Origin of the sequence: Arthrobacter parietis (assembly GCF_039530425.1) — a bacterium.
GTDB classification, from domain to species: domain Bacteria; phylum Actinomycetota; class Actinomycetes; order Actinomycetales; family Micrococcaceae; genus Arthrobacter_D; species Arthrobacter_D parietis.
The window spans coordinates 394,374-415,821 of sequence record NZ_BAAAON010000001.1 but is presented as its reverse complement, the minus strand read 5'-3'; the positions used below and the strand labels follow the sequence as shown (position 1 = coordinate 415,821).

Here is a 21,448-nt window from a genome sequence, read left to right as displayed (position 1 = left end):
CCTGAGAGCGGGCAACTCAGCCGGGAGCGGCCGTGGTGGATCCCCGGACAATCAGGTCGGACTCGAACAGAACCTCGGCGCGACTGCTGCGTCCGCCGGAGAGTTCCGTGAGCAACGCCTGGACGGCGGCTTCGGCCATCGCTGAGACGGGTTGCCGCAGCGTGGTCAACGGCGGGTCGGTGAAGGCCATCAGGGGCGAGTCATCGAACCCGACAATGGACACGTCCTCGGGCACGCGGAGCCCCCGCGAGCGTGCGGCGCGGATGGCGCCAAGAGCCATGACGTCGGAGGCGCAGACAATGCCGGTGTGGCCGGAGTCCAGAAGCTCGACGGCGGCGCTGTGGCCGCCCTCGATGCTGAACATAGTGACGGCGGTGTGTTCGGCGGGATCGATCTGGTCGAGGTGCTGTTCCAGGCCGACGCGGAATCCTTCCGCCTTCCGGCGACTGGGGATGAAGTGTTCGGGGCCTGTGGCGAAACCGATGTGCCGGTGCCCAAGCGAGGCAAGGTGACGGACGGCGGTCTGGACGGCGACGGAATCGTCATTCGCGATGGCCGGGGCATCAATTTCCGGCCGTGTTCCATTGACCAGCACAAAGGGGATGCCGCGCGCACGCAGCCGTTGATATCGCTCAACGCTTGCACGGCCGTCCGCATGGGCGGCGCACACGAAGATCAGGCCGCGTGCGCCCTGATCCAGGAGAAGGGACACATACTCGTCCTCGGGAACGCCGCCGCCCGGCAGTGTGCAGAGTGCGGGAATGTAGTCATTGGGAGCAACCAGAGCGCTGATCGCGCCGGCGAAGGCAGGAAAAATCGGGTTGACCAGGTCAGGCACCACAATGCCGATCTGCCCCTTGGCCCTGCCGGACAGGCGGTCGGGCCGCTCATAACCGAGGTCATCCATGGCCGTCAGTACCGCCTGGCGCGTCTCCCTCGAGGCCCCGCTCCGCCCGTTCAGCACCCGCGAAACCGTGGGCACGCTCACCCCGGCGTGGCGTGCTACATCCTCCAGCCGGGGCTTTTCTGTCTGGGGAGGAAGGGTCACTGGTCCATCGTATCCGGCTGATACGGACCACTGAAAAGTTTCATGAAAGTTTCAGTAATCTCTTGACCGGCCAGCGACCCCTTTCTAGGGTGAGAAGCGCCTACTACCAAGATCGGACGTGCACTGGAGCGCGTCGAGGAGGATCCATGTCCAACGCACCATCCGTTTATCGCGGCCGACGGCGCGCGGCCGGGCTGGCCGCCGGTGTCTTTGCCGTACCGCTGCTCGTCAGTCTCGTGCCTGTTCCGGCGCTCGCCGATCACAGCGCTCTGCCGGCGTCCGTCACCCTCGTGGGCTCACTGCAGTCCGAGCTCGGCTGCCCCGGCGACTGGCAGCCCGAGTGCACGGCGACGGCACTGAACGAAGTCGAAGGCTCGCCCGGCACCTACAGCGCCACCTTTGACCTCCCCGCAGGGGATTACGCTTACAAAACGGCCCTCAATGGCACCTGGGCCGAGAACTACGGCGACGGCGGTGCGGCAGGAGGTGCCGATATCGCCCTGACGTCCCAGGGAGGGCAGATCACCTTCACCTACAACCACAGCACCCATGTGATTACCAGTGATGTTCCGGCCTCGCTGGTCTCCGGCGCCGCAGCCCACTGGCTTGCGCCCGGCGTCCTGGCGTGGGACCTTGCGGACGCCCCGGAGGGCTCCTCTTACCGCCTTTACTACGCGCCCGACGGCGGGTTGGAAGTGGTTGACGGCGCGGTTCCGAATGGGAATTACGTTGACCTGCAACGCAGTTCCGACTCGCTCGGCGCCGAGCTGGCCGCCACGTCTCCGCACCTGGCATCCTTCGACACTCTGGCCCTTCCGAAGAAGGCCGCGCGCCAGGCAAAAGACCTGCTCAAGGGCGAGCTGCTTGTTGTGCAGGTCGGTGCCGACGGAACGGTCCTGCAGGCCACCGGCGTGCAGGTTCCCCGCGTACTGGACGCCCTCTACCCGAAAGCCCTCAAGCGCACACTCGGTCTGAGCTGGAAGGGCCCGCGCCCGCGCTTCGACCTGTGGGCGCCGACAGCCCGCCAGGTGAGCCTCCACGTGTACCGCGAGGGGTCCGGCGGCGAGGCCCTGGCCACAGTTCCCCTGAAAGAAGGGCACGACGGCGTGTGGTCGCTTCTCGGCGAGAAGGACTGGAAAGACGCTTATTACCTCTACGAAGTGGAGGTCTACGTGCCGGAAACGGGGGCAGTGGAGCGCAACCTCGTCACCGACCCCTACAGCGTAGGCCTGTCTACTAATTCCGAGCGCAGCCTGATCGTTGACCTGGACGATCCGGCACTGGCGCCGTCCGGCTGGAAGTCGCTCGAGAAGCCAGCCCTTGCACAGCCCGAAGACCTTTCACTGTATGAACTGCACGTCCGGGATTTCTCGATTTCCGACACCACAGTGCCTGCCGAGCGCCGTGGGACGTACGCAGCCTTTGCCGAAACGGGCAGCGACGGAATGAAGCGGCTTGCGGACCTGGCGGATGCCGGGCTGAACGCCGTGCACCTCCTGCCGGTGAATGACATCGGAACGATTGAGGAGCGCCGCGACGTCCAAGCCGAGCCGCAATGTGATCTGGAGAGCTTCGCTCCTGACAGCGAGGAACAGCAGGCCTGTGTCTCTGCCGTCGCGGGCAAGGACGGCTTCAACTGGGGCTATGACCCGCTGCATTACACGACACCGGAAGGCTCTTACTCCACCAACCCTGAGGACTCCACCCGCATCCGCGAATTCCGCGACATGGTGGTGGGCCTGAACACCACGGGCCTGAGGGTGATTCAGGACGTGGTCTACAACCACACCGCCGGCGCCGGCCAGACCTCGACCAACAACCTGGACCGGATCGTGCCCGGGTATTACCACCGGTTGAACCCGACCAGCGGCGGCGTCGAGACCTCGACCTGCTGCCCAAATACGGCAACCGAGAACGCCATGATGGGCAAGCTCATGGTGGACTCCATTGTGACCCTCGCGCGCACCTACAAGCTGGACGGCTTCCGGTTTGACCTGATGGGTCACCACAGCAAGCAGAACATGCTCGACGTTCGCGCGGCGCTCGACGAGCTGACGCTGGAGAAAGACGGCGTCGACGGCAAAAGCATCTATGTCTACGGCGAAGGCTGGAACTTCGGCGAGGTGGCCAACAACGCGCGGTTCGAGCAGGCCACCCAGCTGAACATGGCGGGCACGGGCATCGGCACCTTCAATGACAGGCTGCGTGACGCCGTGCGCGGCGGCGGACCGTTCGATGAGGACCCCCGCGTGCAGGGCTTCGGCTCCGGTCTCTGGACCCAGCCCAACGGCGCGGAGGTCAATGGCACGCCAGAGGAGCAGCGCGCACGCCTGCTGCTCAGCCAGGACCAGATCAAGGTGGGGTTGACCGGAAACCTGCGGGACTACACCTTCATCGATCGCACCGGAGCGGAAGTGACCGGCGCCGACGTCGACTACAACGGCAGCCCCGCGGGCTACACCGCCGATCCGCAGGAAGCGATCACCTACGTCGAGGCCCACGACAACGAGACCTTGTTCGACAGCCTCGCCTTCAAGCTGGCGCCAGGAACATCGATGGCCGACCGCATCCGGTTCCAGACCCTCTCGCTCAGCACTACGGCCTTCGGTCAGGGCATTTCCTTCTGGCACGCCGGGGGAGAGGCCCTGCGCAGCAAGTCGCTGGATCGCAACAGCTATGACTCCGGTGACTGGTTCAACCTCCTGGACCACACCGGTACGGACAACGGCTTCGCCCGTGGACTGCCGCCGCGTGCGGATAACGCGGACAAGTACGAATTCATGAAGCCGCTGCTGGCGGATCCCGCGCTCAAGCCCGCGCCGGCGGACATCGCAACGGCTCGCGAGCAGGCTCTGTCCCTCCTCGAAATCCGCAAGAGCACGCCGCTGTTCCACCTGGGTGCGGCCGAGCTGGTTCAGCAGAAGGTGTCGTTCCCCACGGGCGGCCCTGACCAGACTCCGGGCGTGATCGTGATGCACATTGACGACACCACCGGACCGGACGTGGATAGCGAGCGGACCGGCGTCGTCGTCGTTTTCAATGCGTCTGACACTGCCGCAACCCAGACGGTTCCGGGGGCGGAAGGGCAGTCCTTCGGGCTGCATCCGGTCCAGCGCAGCGGCTCGGATGATGTGGTGAAGGCTGCGTCCTTCGACCCCGCGACGGGCAGCTTCACCGTCCCGCCGCTCACGGTGGCGGTGTTCGAGGCGAAGTAGCAACCAGGCAGGGAAAGGGCCGGAACAGCAGAGCGTGCTGTTCCGGCCCTTCGTGCGTCCCGGGACCGCACCGGTGTTGACTCTGAACTCACCTCGCCGATATCCTGAACGAACGGTCGGTAATTATTTCGGGCTGGCACTTGGGCCGGCCTCGCACAGTGAGGTGACCATCATGACAACCGCGACTGACGCTCCGCAGGACCTGACAGCGGAGCAGGAACAGTTCGACAGGCTGATCGCCGAGGACTCCCGTATTGAGCCCCGTGACTGGATGCCCGAGGCTTACCGCAAGACCCTCACCCGCCAGATCTCCCAGCACGCGCATTCCGAAATCATCGGCATGCAGCCGGAGGCCAACTGGATCACGCGCGCGCCGAGCCTCAAGCGCAAGGCCATTCTGATGGCTAAGGTCCAGGACGAAGCCGGGCACGGCCTGTACCTGTACTCAGCGGCGGAGACTCTCGGAACAACTCGCGATTCGATGATGGCTGACCTCATCGCCGGCAAGGCCCGCTACTCCAGCATCTTCAACTACCCCGCGCGCACCTGGGCTGACATGGGTGCCATCGGCTGGCTGGTCGACGGCGCTGCTATCGCCAACCAGGTGCCGCTCTGCCGTGCGTCGTACGGTCCGTACGGGCGTGCCATGGTCCGCATCTGCAAGGAAGAGTCCTTCCACCAGCGCCAGGGATTCGAGATTCTGCTGGAACTCGCCAACGGAACCGAAGCACAGAAGCAGATGGCGCAGGATGCCGTGAACCGCTGGTACGCGCCGAGCCTCATGATGTTCGGTCCGCCGGATGAGGATTCACCGAACTCGCAGCAGTCCATGGCCTGGAACATCAAGAGGTTCTCCAACGATGAACTGCGCTCGCGCTTTGTGGGCATGATCGTCGAGCAGATCAAGACCCTCGGCCTGACCCTCCCGGATGACCAGATCAATTACAACGAGGCCACCGGCAAGTGGGAGCATGGCCCGCTGGACTGGAATGAGTTCAAGGAAGTCCTCGCCGGCCGCGGACCGTGCAACGCCCAGCGCCTCGAGCGGCGTCGCGAAGCGCACGACGACGGCGCCTGGGTCCGTGAGGCCGCGGCGGCTTACGCTGCAAAGCAAGCCGCGAAGCATTCTGAAATGAAAGAGGCGGCATAAATGGTCGGCGGATCAACAACGGGCGACGACGGCTCCAAGGCTCCCAGCGCGGAGCAGCCGGGTCATCCGGCGGCCGAACCGTGGCCGCTATGGGAAGTATTCGTCCGGTCCTCACGCGGTCTCAGCCACGTGCATGCCGGCTCGCTGCACGCCCCTGATGCTGACATGGCCGTCCGCAACGCCCGCGATCTGTACACCAGGCGCAACGAGGGTGTGAGCCTATGGGTAGTACCGGCGTCGTCAATCATTTCCAGCGATCCGGACGCCAAGGGGCAGTTCTTCGAGTCGCCGCAGGGCAAGGACTACCGGCATGCCACCTACTACACCAAGAGCGAAGGGGTGAAGCACCTGTGAGCGAGTCGAATGCGAGCGCCACGCGCATCACTCCGGGTAACGCGCTCCGGCCGGAGGACATTGCGGCGTCAGACGTCAAGCCGAGCGAAGCCGTGGGGGAGTACGCGCTGCGCCTGGGTGATGACGCCCTGATTCTTGCGCAGCGTCTGGGCTGGTGGATTTCGCGTGCACCGGAGCTCGAGGAGGACGTGGCGCTGGGCAATATTGCGCTGGACCAGATTGGGCATGCGCGCTCTTTCCTCGCCTACGCCGGGCATGCCTGGGGCAAGACGGAGGATGATCTCGCGTATTTCCGTGGTGAGGACGAGTTCCGCTCCTGCCACCTCGTGGAGCAGCCCAACGGCGATTTCGCGCGGACCATTGCGCGGCAGCTCGTGATTTCCCAGTACCAGTTCACCCTCTACGCCCGGCTGATGAATTCCGCCGACGACACGTTGGCTGCCATCGCGGCCAAGGCAGTCAAGGAAGTCGATTACCACCGGGACCACGCCCGCCAGTGGGTGCTGCGCCTGGCGCTGGGGACGGAGGAATCCCGCCGTCGCATCGTCGAGGGGATCCTTCTTACGTGGCCGTACGTGGGTGAGCTCTTCGAGGATGATGATCTTGTGACCGGCCTCGACGGCGTCGCGGTGCGTCCTTCGGGCCTCCGCCAGGCCTTCGATACAGACATCGAGTCCCTCTTCGCCGAGGCCGAGCTTGAAGTGCCGGCCGTCCCCTTCGCCGTTGGCGGCGGGCGCAACGGGCGCCACAGCGAACACCTCGGGTACATCCTTGCCGAAATGCAGGTCCTGGCCCGCGAACATCCGGGAGCGACATGGTGACCACAATGCTTACCCTTGAGCAGACTGTCTGGGACATCGCCGCAACAGTAGCGGATCCCGAGATTCCTGTGCTCTCCATTGAGGATCTCGGTGTTCTTCGCGCGGTGAACATCGACAACGACGGCGCCATCACCGTCACCATTACCCCCACCTACTCGGGGTGCCCGGCCATGGACGCCATCCGCGACGACATCATCACCGCACTCGCGGTGCAGGGCCACAGCAACGTGCGGGTCAACCTGGTGCTGTCTCCGGCCTGGACCACGGATTGGATGAGCGCGGCGGGCAAGGCGAAGCTCGAGGAGTACGGCATTGCGCCGCCCACGGGGAAGGCCGCCGCAGGCAAAGTCAGCATAGGCCTGAGCGTGAAATGCCCGCAGTGCTCATCACTGAACACCCGTGAGCTCACCCGTTTCGGCTCCACCTCCTGTAAGGCGCTCTACGTCTGCCAGGACTGCCGGGAGCCCTTCGACTACTTCAAGGTCCACTAATGGCAGTGAAACTGGCGCCGTCCACCAAGCGGAGAACCGCCTTCCACGAACTGACGGTCGCCGAAGTCCGCAGGCTCACCGAGGATGCCATTGAAGTGACCTTTGCCGTCCCGGAGGAACTGGCCGGCCGGTTTGACTACGTGCCCGGGCAGTACGTAGCCCTGCGAACCACGATGGACATCGACGGGGAACCGAAAGAGGTTCGGCGAAGCTATTCCATCTGCGCCGAGCCGCAGCCGGGGGAGATCCGCGTTGCCATCAAGAAGGATCTCGGCGGTACCTTCTCCACCTGGGCCAACGAATTCCTCAAAGCCGGCGACAAGCTGGACGTGATGAGCCCCATGGGCCAGTTCATCTCGAAGCATCCCATGGCGGGGCTGAACGATCCCGAGAGCATTGACACCACCACCGAGCACTCCTTCGTAGCGGTGGCCGCCGGCTCGGGGATCACGCCGGTCATCGCCATTGCGCGCTCGGTGCTCGCCGCCAGCCCTGCAACCCGGTTCGACCTCATCTACGCCAACAAGGCCGCGATGGACGTCATGTTCCTCGAGGAACTCGCGGACCTGAAGGACCGGTACCCCGCGCGGTTCGCGCTGCACCATGTTCTTTCCCGCGAACAGCGCATTTCCCCGCTGTTGAGCGGGCGGATCGACGCCGAAAAGCTGCAGACCATGCTGACCAGCGTCATCCGCACCGAAGAGGTGGACGAGTGGTTCCTGTGCGGTCCCTTCGAACTCGTCCAACTGTGCCGCGACACCCTCGCCGAGCGCGGTGTCGCCCCGGAGAAGATACGTTTCGAGCTGTTCACCACCGGCGAGCCGACCAAACCCGAGGGCCAGATCGGCCGGCCGGTGAAGGACGACGGCAACGCCGATTCCTACTCCATCAACTTCAACCTTGATGGCCTGCAGGGCACAGTTTCCAGCCCGACCCATGCACGCGAGTCCATCCTCAACGCGGCGCTTCGCGTCCGACCTGATGTGCCGTTCGCGTGTGCCGGGGGAGTTTGCGGCACCTGTCGCGCCAAGGTGGTCAGCGGAACCGTGGACATGGAGGAGAATTACGCGCTGGAGCCGGACGAACTGGCGAACGGCTACGTGCTGACGTGCCAGTCGAGGCCAACCAGCCCCGAAGTCACCGTCGATTACGACGCCTGACCCCCATCACAGAGGAGGAGCGGTCGCTTGATCGACCTGACCATTGACGGCAACGTCGCCGAGATAGTCCTGGACGCGCCAGAGAAGCTGAACTCCCTCAACGAGGAGGGGCTGTCTGAACTGTCAAAAGCGTACGACGACGCCGCCTCCGCTGCCGCGGAAGGCCGGGTCCGCGCGCTGCTGCTGCGGGGCGAAGGAAGGGCTTTCTGCGCCGGGCGCGATATTTCGCAGGTAACCCCCGAAACCGACGACGCCGTTGCCTACCTGGACGGGCTGGTCACCCCGCTGCTCAAGAAGATGGCGGCTTTTCCCGCGCCTACGTTCGCGGCAGCACACGGCGCGTGTCTCGGGGTAGGACTGGGTCTGTTGATCGCAACGGACGTGGTGTACGTTGCCGACTCAGCGAAGATCGGGTCCCCGTTCGCCAAACTGGGTGCAACTTTGGACTCGGGCGGGCACTGGCTGTTCACTGAACGGCTCGGCGCGCACCGGACGCTCGACCTCATTTATACAGCCGATCTGATGAGTGGTGCGGACGCCGTCGCTTCTGGACTCTTCAGCAGGGCTTTTCCGGCGGAGGAGCTGTTGCCGTCAACGAGGTCCACGGTGGAGCGGGTTGCCGAGGGCGCTACGGGTGCGTTCCGCGCGTCGAAGGAACTGGTCGCATCCATTCGTGACCGGCGGCTTGGCTTGTGGGAGTCGGTTGCTGACGAGAACACCGTCCAGGGCGAGCTCTGCAGCAGCCCGGACTACGCCGAAGGATTCCGGGCATTCCAGGAGAAAAGGGCGCCCATTTTCAAGGGGTGACGGAGGCAGGAGTCCTATGTCACAGCCGATTCTGGAATCTCGCCGGAATTCAACTGGTTGTCGCAAGCATGACCTCGACAACACTCGATTCCACCGTCCGCAACGCAGAGACCAGTATCCCGCTGGTTCCACTGCTCGACGAGCGCTGGAGCCCGCGTTCGTTTGACCCTACAGCTACCCTCACAGACGAGCAGCTCACTGCGCTGCTTGAAGCAGCACGCTGGGCGCCGTCCGCGGCGAACAGCCAGCCCCGCCGCTTTGTTGTGGGCCGCCGCGGGAGCACCACATTCGATGCGATTGTCAAGGCACTCATGGGATTCAACGCTGCGTGGGCAGGAAACTCGTCAGCGCTGATTGTAGCTATTGCGGAGACCTCCACAGTCGAAGGCGAGCCGCGGCAGTGGGCAGAGTATGACCTGGGGCAGTCGGTGGCACACCTCTCGGTTCAGGCACATCATGAGGGTCTTCACACCCACCAGATGGCGGGCGTCGACTGGGACCAGATCACCGCGGCCTTTGATCTGGCGGACAATCTGAAGCCGGTCACCGTGACCGCCGTCGGAGTTGTGGATGAGGCAGAAAAGCTGGTCGAGGCGCTTGCTGAGCGTGAGACGGCTCCGCGCACGCGCTTGTCGCTGGACGAACTGGTTCTGGTCCGCGACTGAACGCGAATTCGATACGCTAAAGCAACCAGTTATGCAACGGTTTGAACTCAATACTGCGTAATCTGCGGTGAAGAGCCGACATTTGTCTTTTCGTGGCATTTACTGGGACAGGTGGCCGGAGCAGTCTGCCGGGGGGCCTCATGGGGGATGGTGACATTCAGAACGGGATGTCACCTCCAGTACGGCGGACGTCCGGTCACCACTTTCCTCGTCGTAGTGACTCCAGGATCCAGTCTCCACCTCGGGCTAGCCTAGGCGAAGCTGGTCCAACAACTCCAGTTCCTCGGATCGGCTCAATCCGGACCTGCGTTCACGCTCAAGACCGAGCTCTCGTTCGGCTTCCAGCGTTCGTTGCACCGTTTGCCGAAGAGGCCTTAGTTTCCAGCCCGCCGCACGGAAGGCACTGTTGTCCCGCTGCGCGAAGGCGATGTCTGTCTTGGGAACCCAGAGCGGCAGCGAGCGGGGACCGGCCCAGAATCGGACATCGTGTTCAATGAGCCGTTCATCGAAAACGCAGACCAGCTCACCGGTAAAGCCGGCAACGTCTGCACAAAGCGCGAGCACGTCGGCGAGAGCATGTTGGTTGCCGGTGGCGTTGATGGCGCCGGTGATGCCGCTCTTGCCGGCCTGCGCAATGAAGATGGCGAGATCCTCGACATCAATCACCTCTACCACCCGATCATCAGCGATTGGTGAAAGCATAGGCCCTTCTCCTGCGAGAGCGAAGCGTCCAACCCAGTAGCTGAATCTGTCGCTGCCATCCCCAGGGCCCGCAATCAATCCCGGCCGGACAATGAGGAGCCGGTTACCCAGGGCTTTCTGTGACACCTGCTCAGCGGCGACTTTCGCTTGCCCATAATCATTCAGATCCACCGGCTTGAGTAGAGGTGCGGACTCCTCGGCACCCGCGTCGGTGTTCGTCGCGTACACGGAGACCGAGGAGACCAGGGTCCAGTGCTTCGCATTGTCGGCAAGGGCATCGAGTGCGCCCCGCACCATCGCCGGGTCGTAGGACAGTTCGATAACTTCGTCCCAGGCCTCATTGGCGACCGCCGCGTAGGCACCTGGTGAACGTCGATCCGACGGGACGAAGACGGCCCCGGCAGGTGCTTGTCCGGACTCGCCGCGCGCCAAACACGTCACCGCGTCGCCGCTGGCCAGCAATTGCTCGGCGATCTCGAAACCAAGCCAAGCAGTTCCCCCGAGCACCAGGACGTTACGCATTTGTTCAGTCGCCAGCTTTGAGCACAAAGAAGATGAAGGACAAGAACGCCGTCTTCTCGCCGTCAAGGATGCGTTGCGGAAGGAGTTCGCGCGGGGTTTCTGGAGATGGCGCTGGCTCGCTGACGGTGACTATGCGGTATCCCGCCGATGTAAAGGCGTTGATCATGGCGTGGAGTGGTCGATGCCAGAAGGTCAGGACCGCGGGCTCGCCATCGAATTCGTAGTCCTCCGAGTACTGCCGGATAGCGAAGTAGTCCTCGTCGGGTTGGTTGATCAGGCTGACCGTGGGGTGGTTCACCGACAGGATCAGGCGGCCCCCGGGCTTCAGCACCCGCCGCACTTCGGCAAGGGGTCCTGACCAGTCCTCAAGATAGTGCAGTACCAAGGACGAGACGACGTCGTCGAACGAGTCATCGGCGAAGGGGAGCGACTTGCCGAGATCTGCCAGGCACAGGTTCGCCGTCGCACCCAGACGCTGTCGCGCCAGTTCGAGCATCGCGGGGCTGGAATCAAAGCCGGTCATGATGGCGCCCTTCGCCTTCAGAGCGGCGGCCAGTGGCCCAGAGCCGCACCCTGCGTCAAGGACCCGGTGGCCGTCGACGTCGCCGGCGAGGGCGAGCATCGCCGGCCGCTCGTAGTATGCGTTGAGAAGGCTGGACTCGTTCTCCGCCGAATAGCTGTCAGCAAAAGCGTCATACAGATCGGCTTTCACGAATCCTCGCTCTCGCGTTCGACGTCATCAGGTTGTGGATGCTGAGCGTCCGATACATTTTGGTGATCGTCAAAAGTCACGGACATGGTTGAGCTATACGCCGGCGCATAGGACCCGGAATAGTGCTCGGCATGAGGGCGATACCCGAAGGACGGGCTGGCATCTTCCGCCGGCCCGTCTGTTCCCCGTTGAGAGTTGCTACCCAGCAGGCTCCGGGTGAGGGCGGCACCGTCTGCCATCAACTCATTCACCGCGACTAGCAGGTGATCGTCGCTCAAGGGAGTCGCATCAGAAGCTGCAGCAAGCACGGCACGGCGAACGAGTTCCTTCGTGAAAGAGGCCGTCGTTCCCTCCGTTCCTACCGCTGCCGCGTGGACAGCTTCGGGACTGAACGCTTGCCGCGGTGCGTAAAGCCTCAACAGGGCGGCGCGTTCACCCTCATCCGGAAGCGGAATCTCGACAGCGAGGTCCACCCGGCCGGGACGCTGCGCAAGGGCGCGTTCGAGCATGACCACACGATTGGTCGTAAGCACGAACGTGACGTCCGCATCATCATCGAGGCCGTCCATGGCGTCCAGCACTTCAAAGAGTAGAGGTTGCGGGCCATGGCCGAAGCTGCGGTCTTCCGCAATGAGGTCACAATCTTCAAGCACCACGATGGACGGTTGAAGAGCTCGTGCCATCCGGGCTGCCTCACCCACATGGGCGAGCGTGCCTCCGGACAAGATGATGGCCGTTGTTCCCGGGCTGGCACCCAATAAGTAACGAACTGTGTGTGTTTTGCCCGTGCCGGGTGGGCCGTACAGCAGAATCCCGCGCTTGAGATGTTGTCCAGCTGCGACAAGTTCGTTCTTGTGGGCGGCAATTCCGAGGGCATGCTCGCTGATCCTGGCAAGGAGACCGTTAGGTAACACGATCTGGTTCCTGGTCAGATCCGGCCGCCGGTGGAATGTGACGCCCGCGCTACTAGGACCGAACTCCTCGACGGTGAAGGACAGTATTTGTCCTTTGAGGATGCTTTCGCGCTGCATACGGCGCCGAAATACGGCGAGGAAGTCGGCTGTGACCGCCGCATCCGCACAGAGCACTTCCATTGAAGCGAACTGCCGACCATATCGGGGTTCCGCCTTGCGCTGCAGGAGTGCTATCGGTTCGCCGTTGTGGTGAAAGAGGCGCAGACCGAGCGCAACAGTTTGTCGTTGCTCGTCAGGACCGACTGGCAGATTAGCGTAGTCGGGCTGCGAGAGCGGAAAGTTCGGATACATATCGGACTGCTGGACCATGTCGCTCAAGGACATATGGTGCCTCTGGTCACCGCCGCCGATGCCAGTCAGCGTGCTGTTCCCACCCACGAGCGAGGCGAGGACTATATCCGCGTCGACCAACCGGTGAACAGGCACTTCCTCAACAACCAGCGGAAGGGACGATGGCGGAGCGCCGAGGTGGGCAGCCAAGGCATTGACCAGTTCCCGACCACGTTCCGAGGTAGGTTGTGCCGACTGCACAAGCCTGACCATCGCACCGAAATCACTAACAAACTTCGCCGTATTATCCCCCATGCAAGGAGGCTAGCAGCCCCGTCAAGAAGCCTCCCAGCCGCCCATGAGAGATGGAAGTGAATCAACTGGATCCTTCAGCAGGTGATTGCACGGAGACTTCTCGCTATGTCGGAAGTTGCTTGTTCCAATCAGTGGTTGAGAACTCCGCACGATTTGAAGAAGTTGCGCAGATTCGTGGAGTCGCCCTCGTACGCGGTGTCGACCACTGCGGAGTCGAAAACTTCAGGGTTCTGATGGTGAGCCACTATAGCTGGCAAGGATGTGTACTTTTCGATCTCGTTCAACGCTGAGCTTGCACCTGCAGCATCGCCGGTATCGGAAGCTTCGATGTACTCCGCCGTCCACGCGCACAGCCAGAACTCAGCAATACTCGTTTCTGCCACACCCACTTCAACAACAACGTCTTGCCCTGCGGCGACTGGTGCCACCGCGTTCTCGGCGGGCCAGGCGTATCCAGCTGGTAGCTCCTCGGGAAACTGTTTGATCGCCTGTCGCCGCGCTTCCGGCATCTCGGCGGCACCGATCATTTCATGGGCATCGGGTGTGAAAGCGCCGGCAGCCGTCTCCACTTCAGGTTCTGACGGCGCCGCGCAACCGGCCAGCAACAAACCCGTCAACAACACACCAGCAGCACGGACCCGGACTAGTTTCATTGCAATCCCCCGAAATCAACGAATGCTAAGGAGACTGACTCTACTGACACTTCCGCACCAGAGGCATTCGGCGCGTGCGGACACTCTCCTGTAAGGGGAACCGACGCCCGTATGAGCGACCCTTCACCGCGCCCTTCCGGCGTCGATTGGGAGGGGTGCCGAACCGGAACGAGCATCCCCAGGCTACGTGCTTCGGCCTGAATCGTGAGATTCGGAGCGGCTTTTTTCTGGCTTCAAGTCTTGAGCTTCCATCGGTTCGAAACCATAGAGTTCGGATTGAATTCCGCCGGACTTGAAGACTGGCCCCAGTACGTCATTCTTAACTCCGTGCTTTCCCCGGCGGAATATGACGATGATCAGCCTGACGAGAATACCCCCGATGATAATCAGGAGTATCGCGGACCCGATGATTCCTCCTATAGCTGGAGAGCCGGACGAAACGGCGATTGTGTTGTCCAACATGACCGGCGCTACCGCGTCTCACTTCGCGGTGAATCGTTAGAAGAACCGCTCGTGTTCGGATGAAGTGAGAACTCGTGACCATTCCATAGCAGCATGGCGGCCCCTGCCGGAAAGAAGAACAGGGCTGGAAGCCACTGCCAAATCGCTAGAACGGCCAGAGATACAACCATCACCACCAAACCAATGATTCGCACTGACCTAACCATCGCACTCTCCTAATCGCTGTTGATCAAAAGGGACGCTCCCTGAATTAGGGCAAAATTACCCACCGCTTCAAGCCGCTGAGCTGACTAGCTGAGTGTGAATCCCCATATCGTCACGTTACCAACCCGATCGCTCGACGCCGAGGGACCCGAAGATATGCAACGTCACCGTTACCGTCTGGCAAAGCGAACTGAGCGGATCCTTCACCGAGCATGTGACTCGGTGCTGACTAGCGGACCGGGAAGTCACCCTCGTAGTCATTCCATGTACCTGCCAGTTGATGCATAGCGAAAAGCTGGTCGTTCACAGAAGCGTCCTTGCCTGCGAAGTCCATGACGAAGTAGTTCACACTAAAGCTGTCGGTAAGGGTCGAGTTGTACTCTGTGGCCGCGGCACACTTCGAAAACGGTAGTAGTTCGCTTCAGCAGTGCTGTATGCCTCAACGCAGCCAACCTCGGCACCGCATGCTAAGTCAGTGATCTCTGTGACCTCGGTAGTTACATCTTTCCCTGTGTGCTCAGCTTCGATCACGTCCTCGAGCGTGAGGGTGAGTTGAGGGCGCAGAAACAAATAGATTATCCCTGCTACGAAGACCACTGGTACTGCTACCAGGACTGCGATCAGCCATTTCTTCCCCATACCGCACCATTATGCAGGAGTCGGTCGAGTCGACGACCGTCCGCAAGCCGGTCGCTCAGAGCCCGTAAGCCGAACCCTCACCGCGTCGCTCCGGGCGCGTTTCGTTTGCAGAGAGAGCCGCGTGTCCGGTACAGCTGCCAATCCCGTAGGACCCGCCCTCAATAATGCCCGGTGAAGGAGCCCCAACCAAGCTGCATATGAGCGACTCCCGGCTCCGCAGGCAACAAGCGACTAGCGCGTATCCATGTCCTCAAACACCAGGAAGGTCTGGGTGTCCAGCACACCGGGCATGGACTGCAGCTGATCGAAAATGACCCGCCGAAGATCCACATTGTCTTCAGCGCGAACCAGCAGGATGACGTCGAAATCGCCGCCCACCAGCGCAATGTGATGCACCTCCGGAATGGCACGCAGCTGCTCCCTGAGCTCCCGCCACGAATGCTGGCGCACCTTCAACGTTACATAAGCCGAAGACCGGAGCCCCGCCTTGATCGGGTCGATCAGTGCAGTGAACTTCGTCAGCACGCCGCTTTCTGTCAGCCGCGCAATCCGGGAATACGCATGCGCCCGGGAGATGTGAACGTTCTCGGCCACCGCCGTGACTGAGAGCCGGCCGTCGCGGGTGAGCTCGGCGAGGATCTTCCGGTCCACTTCATCGAGCGGCTGTTCCGCCATCTGTCTACACCCTTGTTAGTTATCCAGCTCACATTGTCGATATGTCTGCAGAATCAGCCACAGAACGACTATTCTTCCACGATATTGCCGGATTGTGGATACGAATCGGATGGCAAACGCATAATTGAGCAACAGATACAGTTCCTCAGCCATGGGCCGAGGATGCCAAGGCAGCGAAGCCGTCCCTCACAGTGGAACGGCTGAGGGAGGCAGTATGACCATTTCAACCGGCAACTCCGCCAACAACCAGTTCGGCGAGTCAATGAAGCCCACCGGTCGCAGCAGTGACCAGGGCCCTACGGCGGAGGAATACATGCTCCCGTCCGCCCAGCCGGTCCAGCTCGTGGACCCCAGCGGCGAGCACATTCACAATGACCGCTACCCCCTGCCCGACGGCGAAGCTCTCCTCAGCGCCTACGAGAAGCTGGTCGTCGGCCGCCGCATCAACGATCAGGCCAACGCACTGGTCCGGCAGGGCCGGATGGCTGTCTACCCCTCATCGCACGGGCAGGAGGCCTGCCAGGTGGCTGCCGCCGTCGTGCTTGAAAAGGATGACTGGCTCTTCCCGACCTACCGGGACACCGTTGCTGTCATCACGCGCGGCGTGGATCCCCTTGGCGTGTTGACGCTCCTGAGGGGCGACTGGCATTCCGGATATGACCCCTACGAGTACAAGACCGCCACCCAGGCAACGCCGCTGGCTACCCAGCTGCTCCACGCCGTCGGCGTGGCCCACGCGGCCAAGCTGCGCGGTGAAAACACCGTGGTGCTGGCCCTGTGCGGTGACGGCGCCACCAGCGAGGGTGACTTCCACGAGGCCCTGAACTTCGCAGCCGTGTTCCACGTGCCGGTGGTCTTCCTGGTCCAGAACAACGAGTACGCCATCTCGGTTCCGCTGAAGCACCAGACCGTGGCGCCGTCGCTGGCGCACAAGGCGATCGGCTACGGCATGCCCGGCGAACGCGTGGACGGCAATGACCTCGCTGCCATGCTGTCCGTGCTGGGCAAGGCAGTTGACCGAGCGCGCGACGGCGGTGGCCCGGCACTCGTTGAAGCCCACACCTACCGCATGCAGGCACACACCAACGCTGACGATCCGTCGCGGTACCGGGCCCAGTCCGACGTCGACGAGTGGGTTCCAAAAGACCCGATCACCCGCATGCGCACCTACCTGGGCAACCTGAACCTCCTCACCGCAGAAGAGGAGCAGCGTGTCGCCGGGGCGGCCGAAGAGACGGCCAGCACCCTGCGGGACGGCCTCAACTCCGAGCCGGAGATCAACCCGGCGGACCTTTTCGAGTACGTCTACACCGAGAAGACGAGCCAGCTGCGCGAGCAGGCCGCACTCCTGGCCGACGAGCTCTCACGGGAAGGTGCCTAGCCATGACTGACACCGCAGTTCGATCCGGCTCGGCCGAAAAGGCAACCGCGAACAAGACAGGGCTCCAGCCGCTCACCTTCGCCAAGGCGCTGAATACCGCCTTGGCCGATGCCATGGAAGCTGACCCCTCCGTGATCATCTTCGGCGAGGACGTCGGCCCGCTCGGCGGCGTCTTCCGGATCACGGACGGGCTTACCGCGCGCTTCGGCGAGGAGCGCTGCTTCGATACACCGCTCGCGGAGTCCGGCATCATGGGCATGGCAGTCGGTATGGCGATGAACGGGATGACTCCCGTCGTCGAAATGCAGTTCGACGCCTTCGCCTACCCCGCCTTCGAGCAGGTGGTCAGCCACGTCGCGAAAATGTCCAACAGGACCAAGGGCAAGGTGAAGCTGCCGCTGGTCATGCGCATCCCCTACGCCGGCGGCATCGGGGGAGTGGAGCACCACTGCGACTCCTCGGAGTCCTACTACGCACACACACCCGGGCTTACGGTTCTGGCCCCCGCCACCGTGCGCGATGCCTACCTGATGCTTCGCGACGCCATCCGCTTCCCCGATCCCGTGGTCTTCCTTGAGCCGAAAAAGCTCTACTGGACCAAGGAGACACTGGATCTGGACGAGCTTCGCAAGGAAGCCGACGACGCCGCCATTACCGGTTCCACGGTGGGCCGCGCCGTGGTTGCCCGCTCCGGAACCGACGCCACCCTTATTGCCTACGGACCCTCCGTGCCGACGGCGCTGGCCGCCGCTGAAGCGGCTGCGGCCGAAGGGCGCAGCCTGGAAGTCATCGACGTGCGCTCGCTCGTGCCGTTCGACGACGAGACCGTCACCGCCAGCGTGCGGAAGACGGGACGCGCCGTCGTCATTGCGGAAGCACCGGGGTTCGCCTCGGTCGCCGCCGAGATCGTTGCCCGTGTGCAGGAGCGCTGCTTCAACTCACTGGCTGCCCCCGTGCGGCGTGTGACCGGGTTCGACATTCCGTATCCCGCACCCAAGCTCGAGCACTTCTTCCTGCCAAGCGTTGACCGGATCCTCGACACCGTGGATGAACTGCAGTGGGAGGACGCATGAGCGCCATGACAACGAGCCCCTCGGTGAAGGTGTTCCTGCTGCCTGACCTCGGTGAGGGCCTGACCGAAGCCGAACTGGTGAACTGGCTCGTGGCCGAGGGGGACACCGTCTCCGTCGACCAACCGGTGGCCGAAGTGGAGACGGCGAAATCCATGGTGGAGGTACCCTCTCCGTTCGCTGGCGTCGTTGCCCAGTTGCACGGTGAAGCCGGGACCACCATCAACGTTGGCGCTCCCCTGATCTCGGTGCGGCCCGACGGCGCAGCGGCCGAGACAGTGGCTGCCACAGCAGCTTCCACGGGTAACCCTGACGCTGAGGCGTACCGCGAGGAGGAACGAGCCGGGGTCAGCGTGCCTACGGACGCGGAGGTCGCCGCAGCGCCGGACGCCGCGGAATCAGCTGCAGAGTCGGGTGAAGGTTCGGGCAATGTCCTGATCGGCTACGGCACCCCCGGAACCGGTACCGGAGGCCGGACCCGGCGTCGCAGGGGCGACGCCGGTTCAGCCGCGGTCTCAACCTCCGCTGCGGCAGCGGAGGCGCCGGCGAGCATGGAAGCGCCGGAGACCGCTGAAGTGCCGGCAACGCAGACGCAGGACTCACCTGTGGCAGCGTCCGAGCAGCGTGCAGTGCTGTGCATCTCGCCGCTGGTCCGCAAGCTTGCGCGGGATGCCGGCCTCACTCTGTCCTCTGTCGAGGGTACGGGCGTGGACGGCATGGTCCTGCGCCGCGACGTCGAGCGCGCTTTGCAGGCTTCCGCCGGAACGTCCGGTGAAACGCAGGAGACCCTGCCCAGCACCAGCAGGAATCAAACCACCAGCATCGATCAGAGCACCGCTGGGGGAGTGGACCAGGATCGCCGCAGTGGTCTGCAAATCGCTGAGCGCATCCCCGTCCGGGGCGTCCGCAAGGCGGTAGCCGAGGCCATGACCCGCAGTCGGCGCGAGATCCCGGAAGCAACGGTCTGGGTGGACGTCGATGCCAGCGCGCTGCTTGACCTGCGCACCGAGCTCAAGCGCAGGCAGCCGGATGCAACGCCCGGCCTGCTGGCATTTGTCGCACGGTTCGCACTGGCCGGGCTCGCCCGGTACCCGGAACTGAATACGCGCATCGTCGAGCGTGAGGACGGTAGCTCGGAGATCCTGAAGTTTGACGGCGTGAACCTCGGTATCGCCGCGCAGACCGACCGCGGGCTTCTGGTTCCCGCGGTTCAGCGGGCCGACCGGATGAGCGCACGGGAACTGGATGCGGAGATCCGGCGTCTTGCCGCCGTCGCACGCGAGGGCAAGGCGACACCCGCGGAACTCACCTCAGGTACGTTCACGCTGAACAACTACGGTGTGTTCGGCGTGGACGGCAGTGCAGCGATCATCAACCACCCGGAGGCCGCGATCCTCGGGCTGGGACGGATCATTGACCGGCCGTGGGTCGTCAACGGCGAGCTCGCCGTCCGGAAGGTGACCGAGCTGACGCTGACCTTTGACCACCGTGTCTGCGACGGTGGTGTGGCCGGAGGCTTCCTGCGCTACGTTGCCGACGCAATAGAGAACCCGGGCGGCGTCCTCGCGGACCTCTGACGATTACGCTTAGCGGACAGCCGCCACCAGAGAGGAACCCATGTCCGAGCGAGAAGACGAACAGTCCCACCCCTGGACCCAGTTGGGAGACCGCGTGTGGATGCTTCGGACCGATCCTTTCGGCCTGAACACCGGACTGGTTGTGGGAACGGACCGGGCGCTCGTGATAGACACCGGGGCGGGGCCGGAACAAGCAGCCCGGATCCTCGACGCTGTGCGTGGGCTGACTGACCTGCCGCTATGCGTGGTCAACACCCATTCGCACTTCGACCACGTGTTCGGCAACGCGTATTTTGCCGCCCACGGCGCTGAGGACTTCTGGGCAACTGACCGGTGCGCCGCAGTCGTTCGCGAGAGCGGCGAGGAACAGCGTGCGGAAGTTGGCAAGACAGAGCCGGCGATGGCCGAGAACCGCGGTGATCACACGGCTATCCACCCGGCCGACAGGCGTGTTTCGGGATCGCCGGTGGATCTGGACCTCGGCGGTATCTCGGTTACCCTGTTCCACCTGGGCTTCGGTCACACGGACAACGACCTTCTGGTTGGCGCCGGCAACGTGCTGTTCACCGGTGATCTGGTCGAGGAGGGCGCGGATCCCGGTTTTGAGGATTCATTCCCGGCGGAGTGGATCCGCACGCTGGGCAAGATCACGGCGCTCGATGACCTGTATGACGTCTTTGTCCCCGGTCATGGTGCGCCGGTGGACGTCGACTTTGTGGCCACGCAGCTGAACAAGATGCGCAGCGCCGTTCGGGTCACGAAGGTAGCCATGGACGAGGCATCGGTGGACATGACCAAGGCCATCCCGATTCTCCCGTACGGCCCGGAGCAGTCGCGGGCGCTACTGACTCGCCTGCGTACCCTCGCGCACTGGAAGTGGCTGGAGCGCCAGGGCAGCAGCAACTGACGACGAACCGGGCGTGCGCAGCCGGGCCTCGATGTGCTTCGCGAGCGCCTCGGCAATCTCTGCCGCGGTCCCGTTCGCATCCACGAGGGCGTAGTCCTCGAACCCGGGCAACTGCCGGTAGGAAGCGTCGAGCGCGGTGAGGAATTCAAAGGTTTCCTCGTCGGTATTCCGCGAAGCAACGCGGGCCTGCGCCGTGCTCGGGTCAACGCTGAGGTAAACCACAAGATCGGGCTGCGGCAGAACGCGCAGCAACCAGGGCAGCAGTCGGCCGGCGTCAAGACCCCGCTCCCGCCGCAAGGCCAGCTGGCACTGCAGGTGGCGGTCAAAGAGAACGACACCCCGCCGTCGTCGTGCCTGCAGCGTGGAGCGCAGCACTGCAAGCACGCGGAGGAAACTCTCGACTGCATCCAGGAAGCGGCTTCCTAGCAGGGATTGAGCGGTGTGCGAGTGCCGTGACGCCCAGCGGTCGAGGGTTCGCCGGCCGCCGGGATTGCGAAACAGCGCCGCCTCGATGCCGTCCACCCGGAGCTTGCGAACAACTGACCGCGCGGCCGTTGTTTTGCCCGCTCCGTCGATCCCCAGCAGGACCACGCGGAGAACCTGTGGATTCCTTGGGAACCGGGTCATTTTCACCTTTCACGGGTGTACTCTCTGTGAACAATCATCGCAAGGGC

At 63.3% G+C, this 21,448-nt stretch carries 19 protein-coding genes; 12 read left to right on the top strand and 7 right to left on the bottom strand.

Going from position 1 to position 21,448, the window contains the following annotated elements:
* Positions 1-16: 16 nt before the first annotated feature.
* The gene (locus ABFX19_RS01945) at positions 17-1,048 is read right to left on the bottom strand and encodes a LacI family DNA-binding transcriptional regulator (RefSeq protein WP_346027283.1); all 1,032 of its coding nucleotides are present in this window, start codon (positions 1,046-1,048) and stop codon (positions 17-19) included.
* A 146-nt stretch (positions 1,049-1,194) separates the two neighbouring features.
* Here ABFX19_RS01945 and pulA point away from each other — a divergent pair, with 146 nt between their 5' ends.
* The 8 genes from pulA to ABFX19_RS01905 all read left to right on the top strand — a co-directional run bounded on the left by pulA (position 1,195) and on the right by ABFX19_RS01905 (position 9,711).
* A complete protein-coding gene (pulA, locus tag ABFX19_RS01940) occupies positions 1,195-4,263 on the top strand; it encodes a pullulanase-type alpha-1,6-glucosidase (RefSeq protein ID WP_346027282.1) in 3,069 nt (1,022 codons plus the stop codon).
* 172 nt (positions 4,264-4,435) lie between these two features.
* A complete protein-coding gene (paaA, locus tag ABFX19_RS01935; RefSeq protein WP_277357709.1) occupies positions 4,436-5,413 on the top strand; it encodes a 1,2-phenylacetyl-CoA epoxidase subunit PaaA in 978 nt (325 codons plus the stop codon).
* Complete coding sequence (paaB, locus tag ABFX19_RS01930; protein WP_056543633.1) at positions 5,414-5,767, top strand: 1,2-phenylacetyl-CoA epoxidase subunit PaaB; 354 nt, start codon at positions 5,414-5,416, stop codon at positions 5,765-5,767. It begins immediately after the preceding gene.
* Positions 5,764-6,588, top strand: coding sequence for a 1,2-phenylacetyl-CoA epoxidase subunit PaaC (paaC, locus tag ABFX19_RS01925; RefSeq protein WP_346027281.1), 825 nt, complete (start codon positions 5,764-5,766; stop codon positions 6,586-6,588). The genes paaB and paaC overlap by 4 nt, the downstream gene beginning before the upstream one ends.
* Positions 6,582-7,079 (top strand): 1,2-phenylacetyl-CoA epoxidase subunit PaaD, encoded by a 498-nt coding sequence (paaD, locus tag ABFX19_RS01920; protein WP_346027280.1) that lies wholly within the window; start codon positions 6,582-6,584, stop codon positions 7,077-7,079. Before paaC ends, paaD begins: the two co-directional genes overlap by 7 nt.
* Complete coding sequence (gene paaE, locus ABFX19_RS01915) at positions 7,079-8,239, top strand: 1,2-phenylacetyl-CoA epoxidase subunit PaaE (RefSeq protein WP_277357706.1); 1,161 nt, start codon at positions 7,079-7,081, stop codon at positions 8,237-8,239. The genes paaD and paaE overlap by 1 nt, the downstream gene beginning before the upstream one ends.
* A 27-nt stretch (positions 8,240-8,266) precedes the next feature.
* Entirely contained in the window at positions 8,267-9,046 is a 780-nt protein-coding gene (locus ABFX19_RS01910) for an enoyl-CoA hydratase/isomerase family protein (protein WP_346027279.1), read from the top strand.
* 68 nt (positions 9,047-9,114) lie between these two features.
* On the top strand, positions 9,115-9,711 hold the full coding sequence (locus ABFX19_RS01905) for a nitroreductase family protein (protein ID WP_346027278.1): 597 nt from the start codon (positions 9,115-9,117) through the stop codon (positions 9,709-9,711).
* Between the two features lie 246 nt (positions 9,712-9,957).
* Here ABFX19_RS01905 and ABFX19_RS01900 read toward each other — a convergent pair whose 3' ends face one another.
* The 5 genes from ABFX19_RS01900 to ABFX19_RS01880 form a co-directional block, all read right to left on the bottom strand.
* Positions 9,958-10,935, bottom strand: a complete 978-nt coding sequence (locus ABFX19_RS01900) for an NAD-dependent epimerase/dehydratase family protein (protein ID WP_346027277.1) — start codon at positions 10,933-10,935, stop codon at positions 9,958-9,960.
* A 4-nt stretch (positions 10,936-10,939) separates the two neighbouring features.
* Complete coding sequence (locus tag ABFX19_RS01895; RefSeq protein WP_346027276.1) at positions 10,940-11,647, bottom strand: class I SAM-dependent methyltransferase; 708 nt, start codon at positions 11,645-11,647, stop codon at positions 10,940-10,942.
* A complete protein-coding gene (locus ABFX19_RS01890) occupies positions 11,644-13,206 on the bottom strand; it encodes an AAA family ATPase (RefSeq protein WP_346027275.1) in 1,563 nt (520 codons plus the stop codon). The genes ABFX19_RS01895 and ABFX19_RS01890 overlap by 4 nt, the downstream gene beginning before the upstream one ends.
* A gap of 128 nt (positions 13,207-13,334) precedes the next feature.
* Positions 13,335-13,859: a hypothetical protein gene (locus ABFX19_RS01885; RefSeq protein WP_346027274.1), complete on the bottom strand. Its 525-nt coding sequence runs from the start codon at positions 13,857-13,859 to the stop codon at positions 13,335-13,337.
* A gap of 1,536 nt (positions 13,860-15,395) precedes the next feature.
* On the bottom strand, positions 15,396-15,839 hold the full coding sequence (locus ABFX19_RS01880) for an Lrp/AsnC family transcriptional regulator (protein ID WP_056543672.1): 444 nt from the start codon (positions 15,837-15,839) through the stop codon (positions 15,396-15,398).
* 214 nt (positions 15,840-16,053) lie between these two features.
* Here ABFX19_RS01880 and pdhA point away from each other — a divergent pair, with 214 nt between their 5' ends.
* From pdhA to ABFX19_RS01860, 4 genes are read left to right on the top strand one after another with little or no spacing between them, the layout of a single operon-like run.
* The gene (gene pdhA / locus ABFX19_RS01875) at positions 16,054-17,220 is read left to right on the top strand and encodes a pyruvate dehydrogenase (acetyl-transferring) E1 component subunit alpha (RefSeq protein ID WP_428830999.1); all 1,167 of its coding nucleotides are present in this window, start codon (positions 16,054-16,056) and stop codon (positions 17,218-17,220) included.
* Between the two features lie 2 nt (positions 17,221-17,222).
* Positions 17,223-18,293 carry an alpha-ketoacid dehydrogenase subunit beta gene (locus tag ABFX19_RS01870; RefSeq protein WP_346027273.1) on the top strand — a complete coding sequence of 357 codons (1,071 nt, stop codon included), beginning with the start codon at positions 17,223-17,225 and terminating at the stop codon, positions 18,291-18,293.
* Positions 18,290-19,867: a dihydrolipoamide acetyltransferase family protein gene (locus tag ABFX19_RS01865; RefSeq protein ID WP_346027272.1), complete on the top strand. Its 1,578-nt coding sequence runs from the start codon at positions 18,290-18,292 to the stop codon at positions 19,865-19,867. The genes ABFX19_RS01870 and ABFX19_RS01865 overlap by 4 nt, the downstream gene beginning before the upstream one ends.
* A gap of 40 nt (positions 19,868-19,907) precedes the next feature.
* Positions 19,908-20,774: an MBL fold metallo-hydrolase gene (locus ABFX19_RS01860; RefSeq protein WP_346027271.1), complete on the top strand. Its 867-nt coding sequence runs from the start codon at positions 19,908-19,910 to the stop codon at positions 20,772-20,774.
* Here the strand turns inward: ABFX19_RS01860 and ABFX19_RS01855 are convergent.
* Positions 20,709-21,401 (bottom strand): dTMP kinase, encoded by a 693-nt coding sequence (locus ABFX19_RS01855; protein ID WP_346027270.1) that lies wholly within the window; start codon positions 21,399-21,401, stop codon positions 20,709-20,711. The two genes, ABFX19_RS01860 and ABFX19_RS01855, sit on opposite strands and share 66 nt — an antisense overlap.
* Positions 21,402-21,448 lie beyond the last annotated feature (47 nt).

What these genes read in the sequence shown, in the direction of transcription:
- ABFX19_RS01880 (WP_056543672.1), bottom strand. Translation starts at nt 15,839, where the DNA reads ATGGCGGAACAGCCGCTCGATGAAGTGGACCGGAAGATCCTCGCCGAG.
- pdhA (WP_428830999.1), top strand. Translation starts at nt 16,054, where the DNA reads ATGACCATTTCAACCGGCAACTCCGCCAACAACCAGTTCGGCGAGTCA.
- ABFX19_RS01855 (WP_346027270.1), bottom strand. Translation starts at nt 21,401, where the DNA reads ATGACCCGGTTCCCAAGGAATCCACAGGTTCTCCGCGTGGTCCTGCTG.
- ABFX19_RS01860 (WP_346027271.1), top strand. Translation starts at nt 19,908, where the DNA reads ATGTCCGAGCGAGAAGACGAACAGTCCCACCCCTGGACCCAGTTGGGA.
- pulA (WP_346027282.1), top strand. Translation starts at nt 1,195, where the DNA reads ATGTCCAACGCACCATCCGTTTATCGCGGCCGACGGCGCGCGGCCGGG.
- paaA (WP_277357709.1), top strand. Translation starts at nt 4,436, where the DNA reads ATGACAACCGCGACTGACGCTCCGCAGGACCTGACAGCGGAGCAGGAA.
- ABFX19_RS01900 (WP_346027277.1), bottom strand. Translation starts at nt 10,935, where the DNA reads ATGCGTAACGTCCTGGTGCTCGGGGGAACTGCTTGGCTTGGTTTCGAG.
- paaE (WP_277357706.1), top strand. Translation starts at nt 7,079, where the DNA reads ATGGCAGTGAAACTGGCGCCGTCCACCAAGCGGAGAACCGCCTTCCAC.
- paaB (WP_056543633.1), top strand. Translation starts at nt 5,414, where the DNA reads ATGGTCGGCGGATCAACAACGGGCGACGACGGCTCCAAGGCTCCCAGC.
- paaD (WP_346027280.1), top strand. Translation starts at nt 6,582, where the DNA reads ATGGTGACCACAATGCTTACCCTTGAGCAGACTGTCTGGGACATCGCC.
- ABFX19_RS01870 (WP_346027273.1), top strand. Translation starts at nt 17,223, where the DNA reads ATGACTGACACCGCAGTTCGATCCGGCTCGGCCGAAAAGGCAACCGCG.
- ABFX19_RS01905 (WP_346027278.1), top strand. Translation starts at nt 9,115, where the DNA reads ATGACCTCGACAACACTCGATTCCACCGTCCGCAACGCAGAGACCAGT.
- ABFX19_RS01890 (WP_346027275.1), bottom strand. Translation starts at nt 13,206, where the DNA reads ATGGGGGATAATACGGCGAAGTTTGTTAGTGATTTCGGTGCGATGGTC.
- ABFX19_RS01885 (WP_346027274.1), bottom strand. Translation starts at nt 13,859, where the DNA reads ATGAAACTAGTCCGGGTCCGTGCTGCTGGTGTGTTGTTGACGGGTTTG.
- ABFX19_RS01865 (WP_346027272.1), top strand. Translation starts at nt 18,290, where the DNA reads ATGAGCGCCATGACAACGAGCCCCTCGGTGAAGGTGTTCCTGCTGCCT.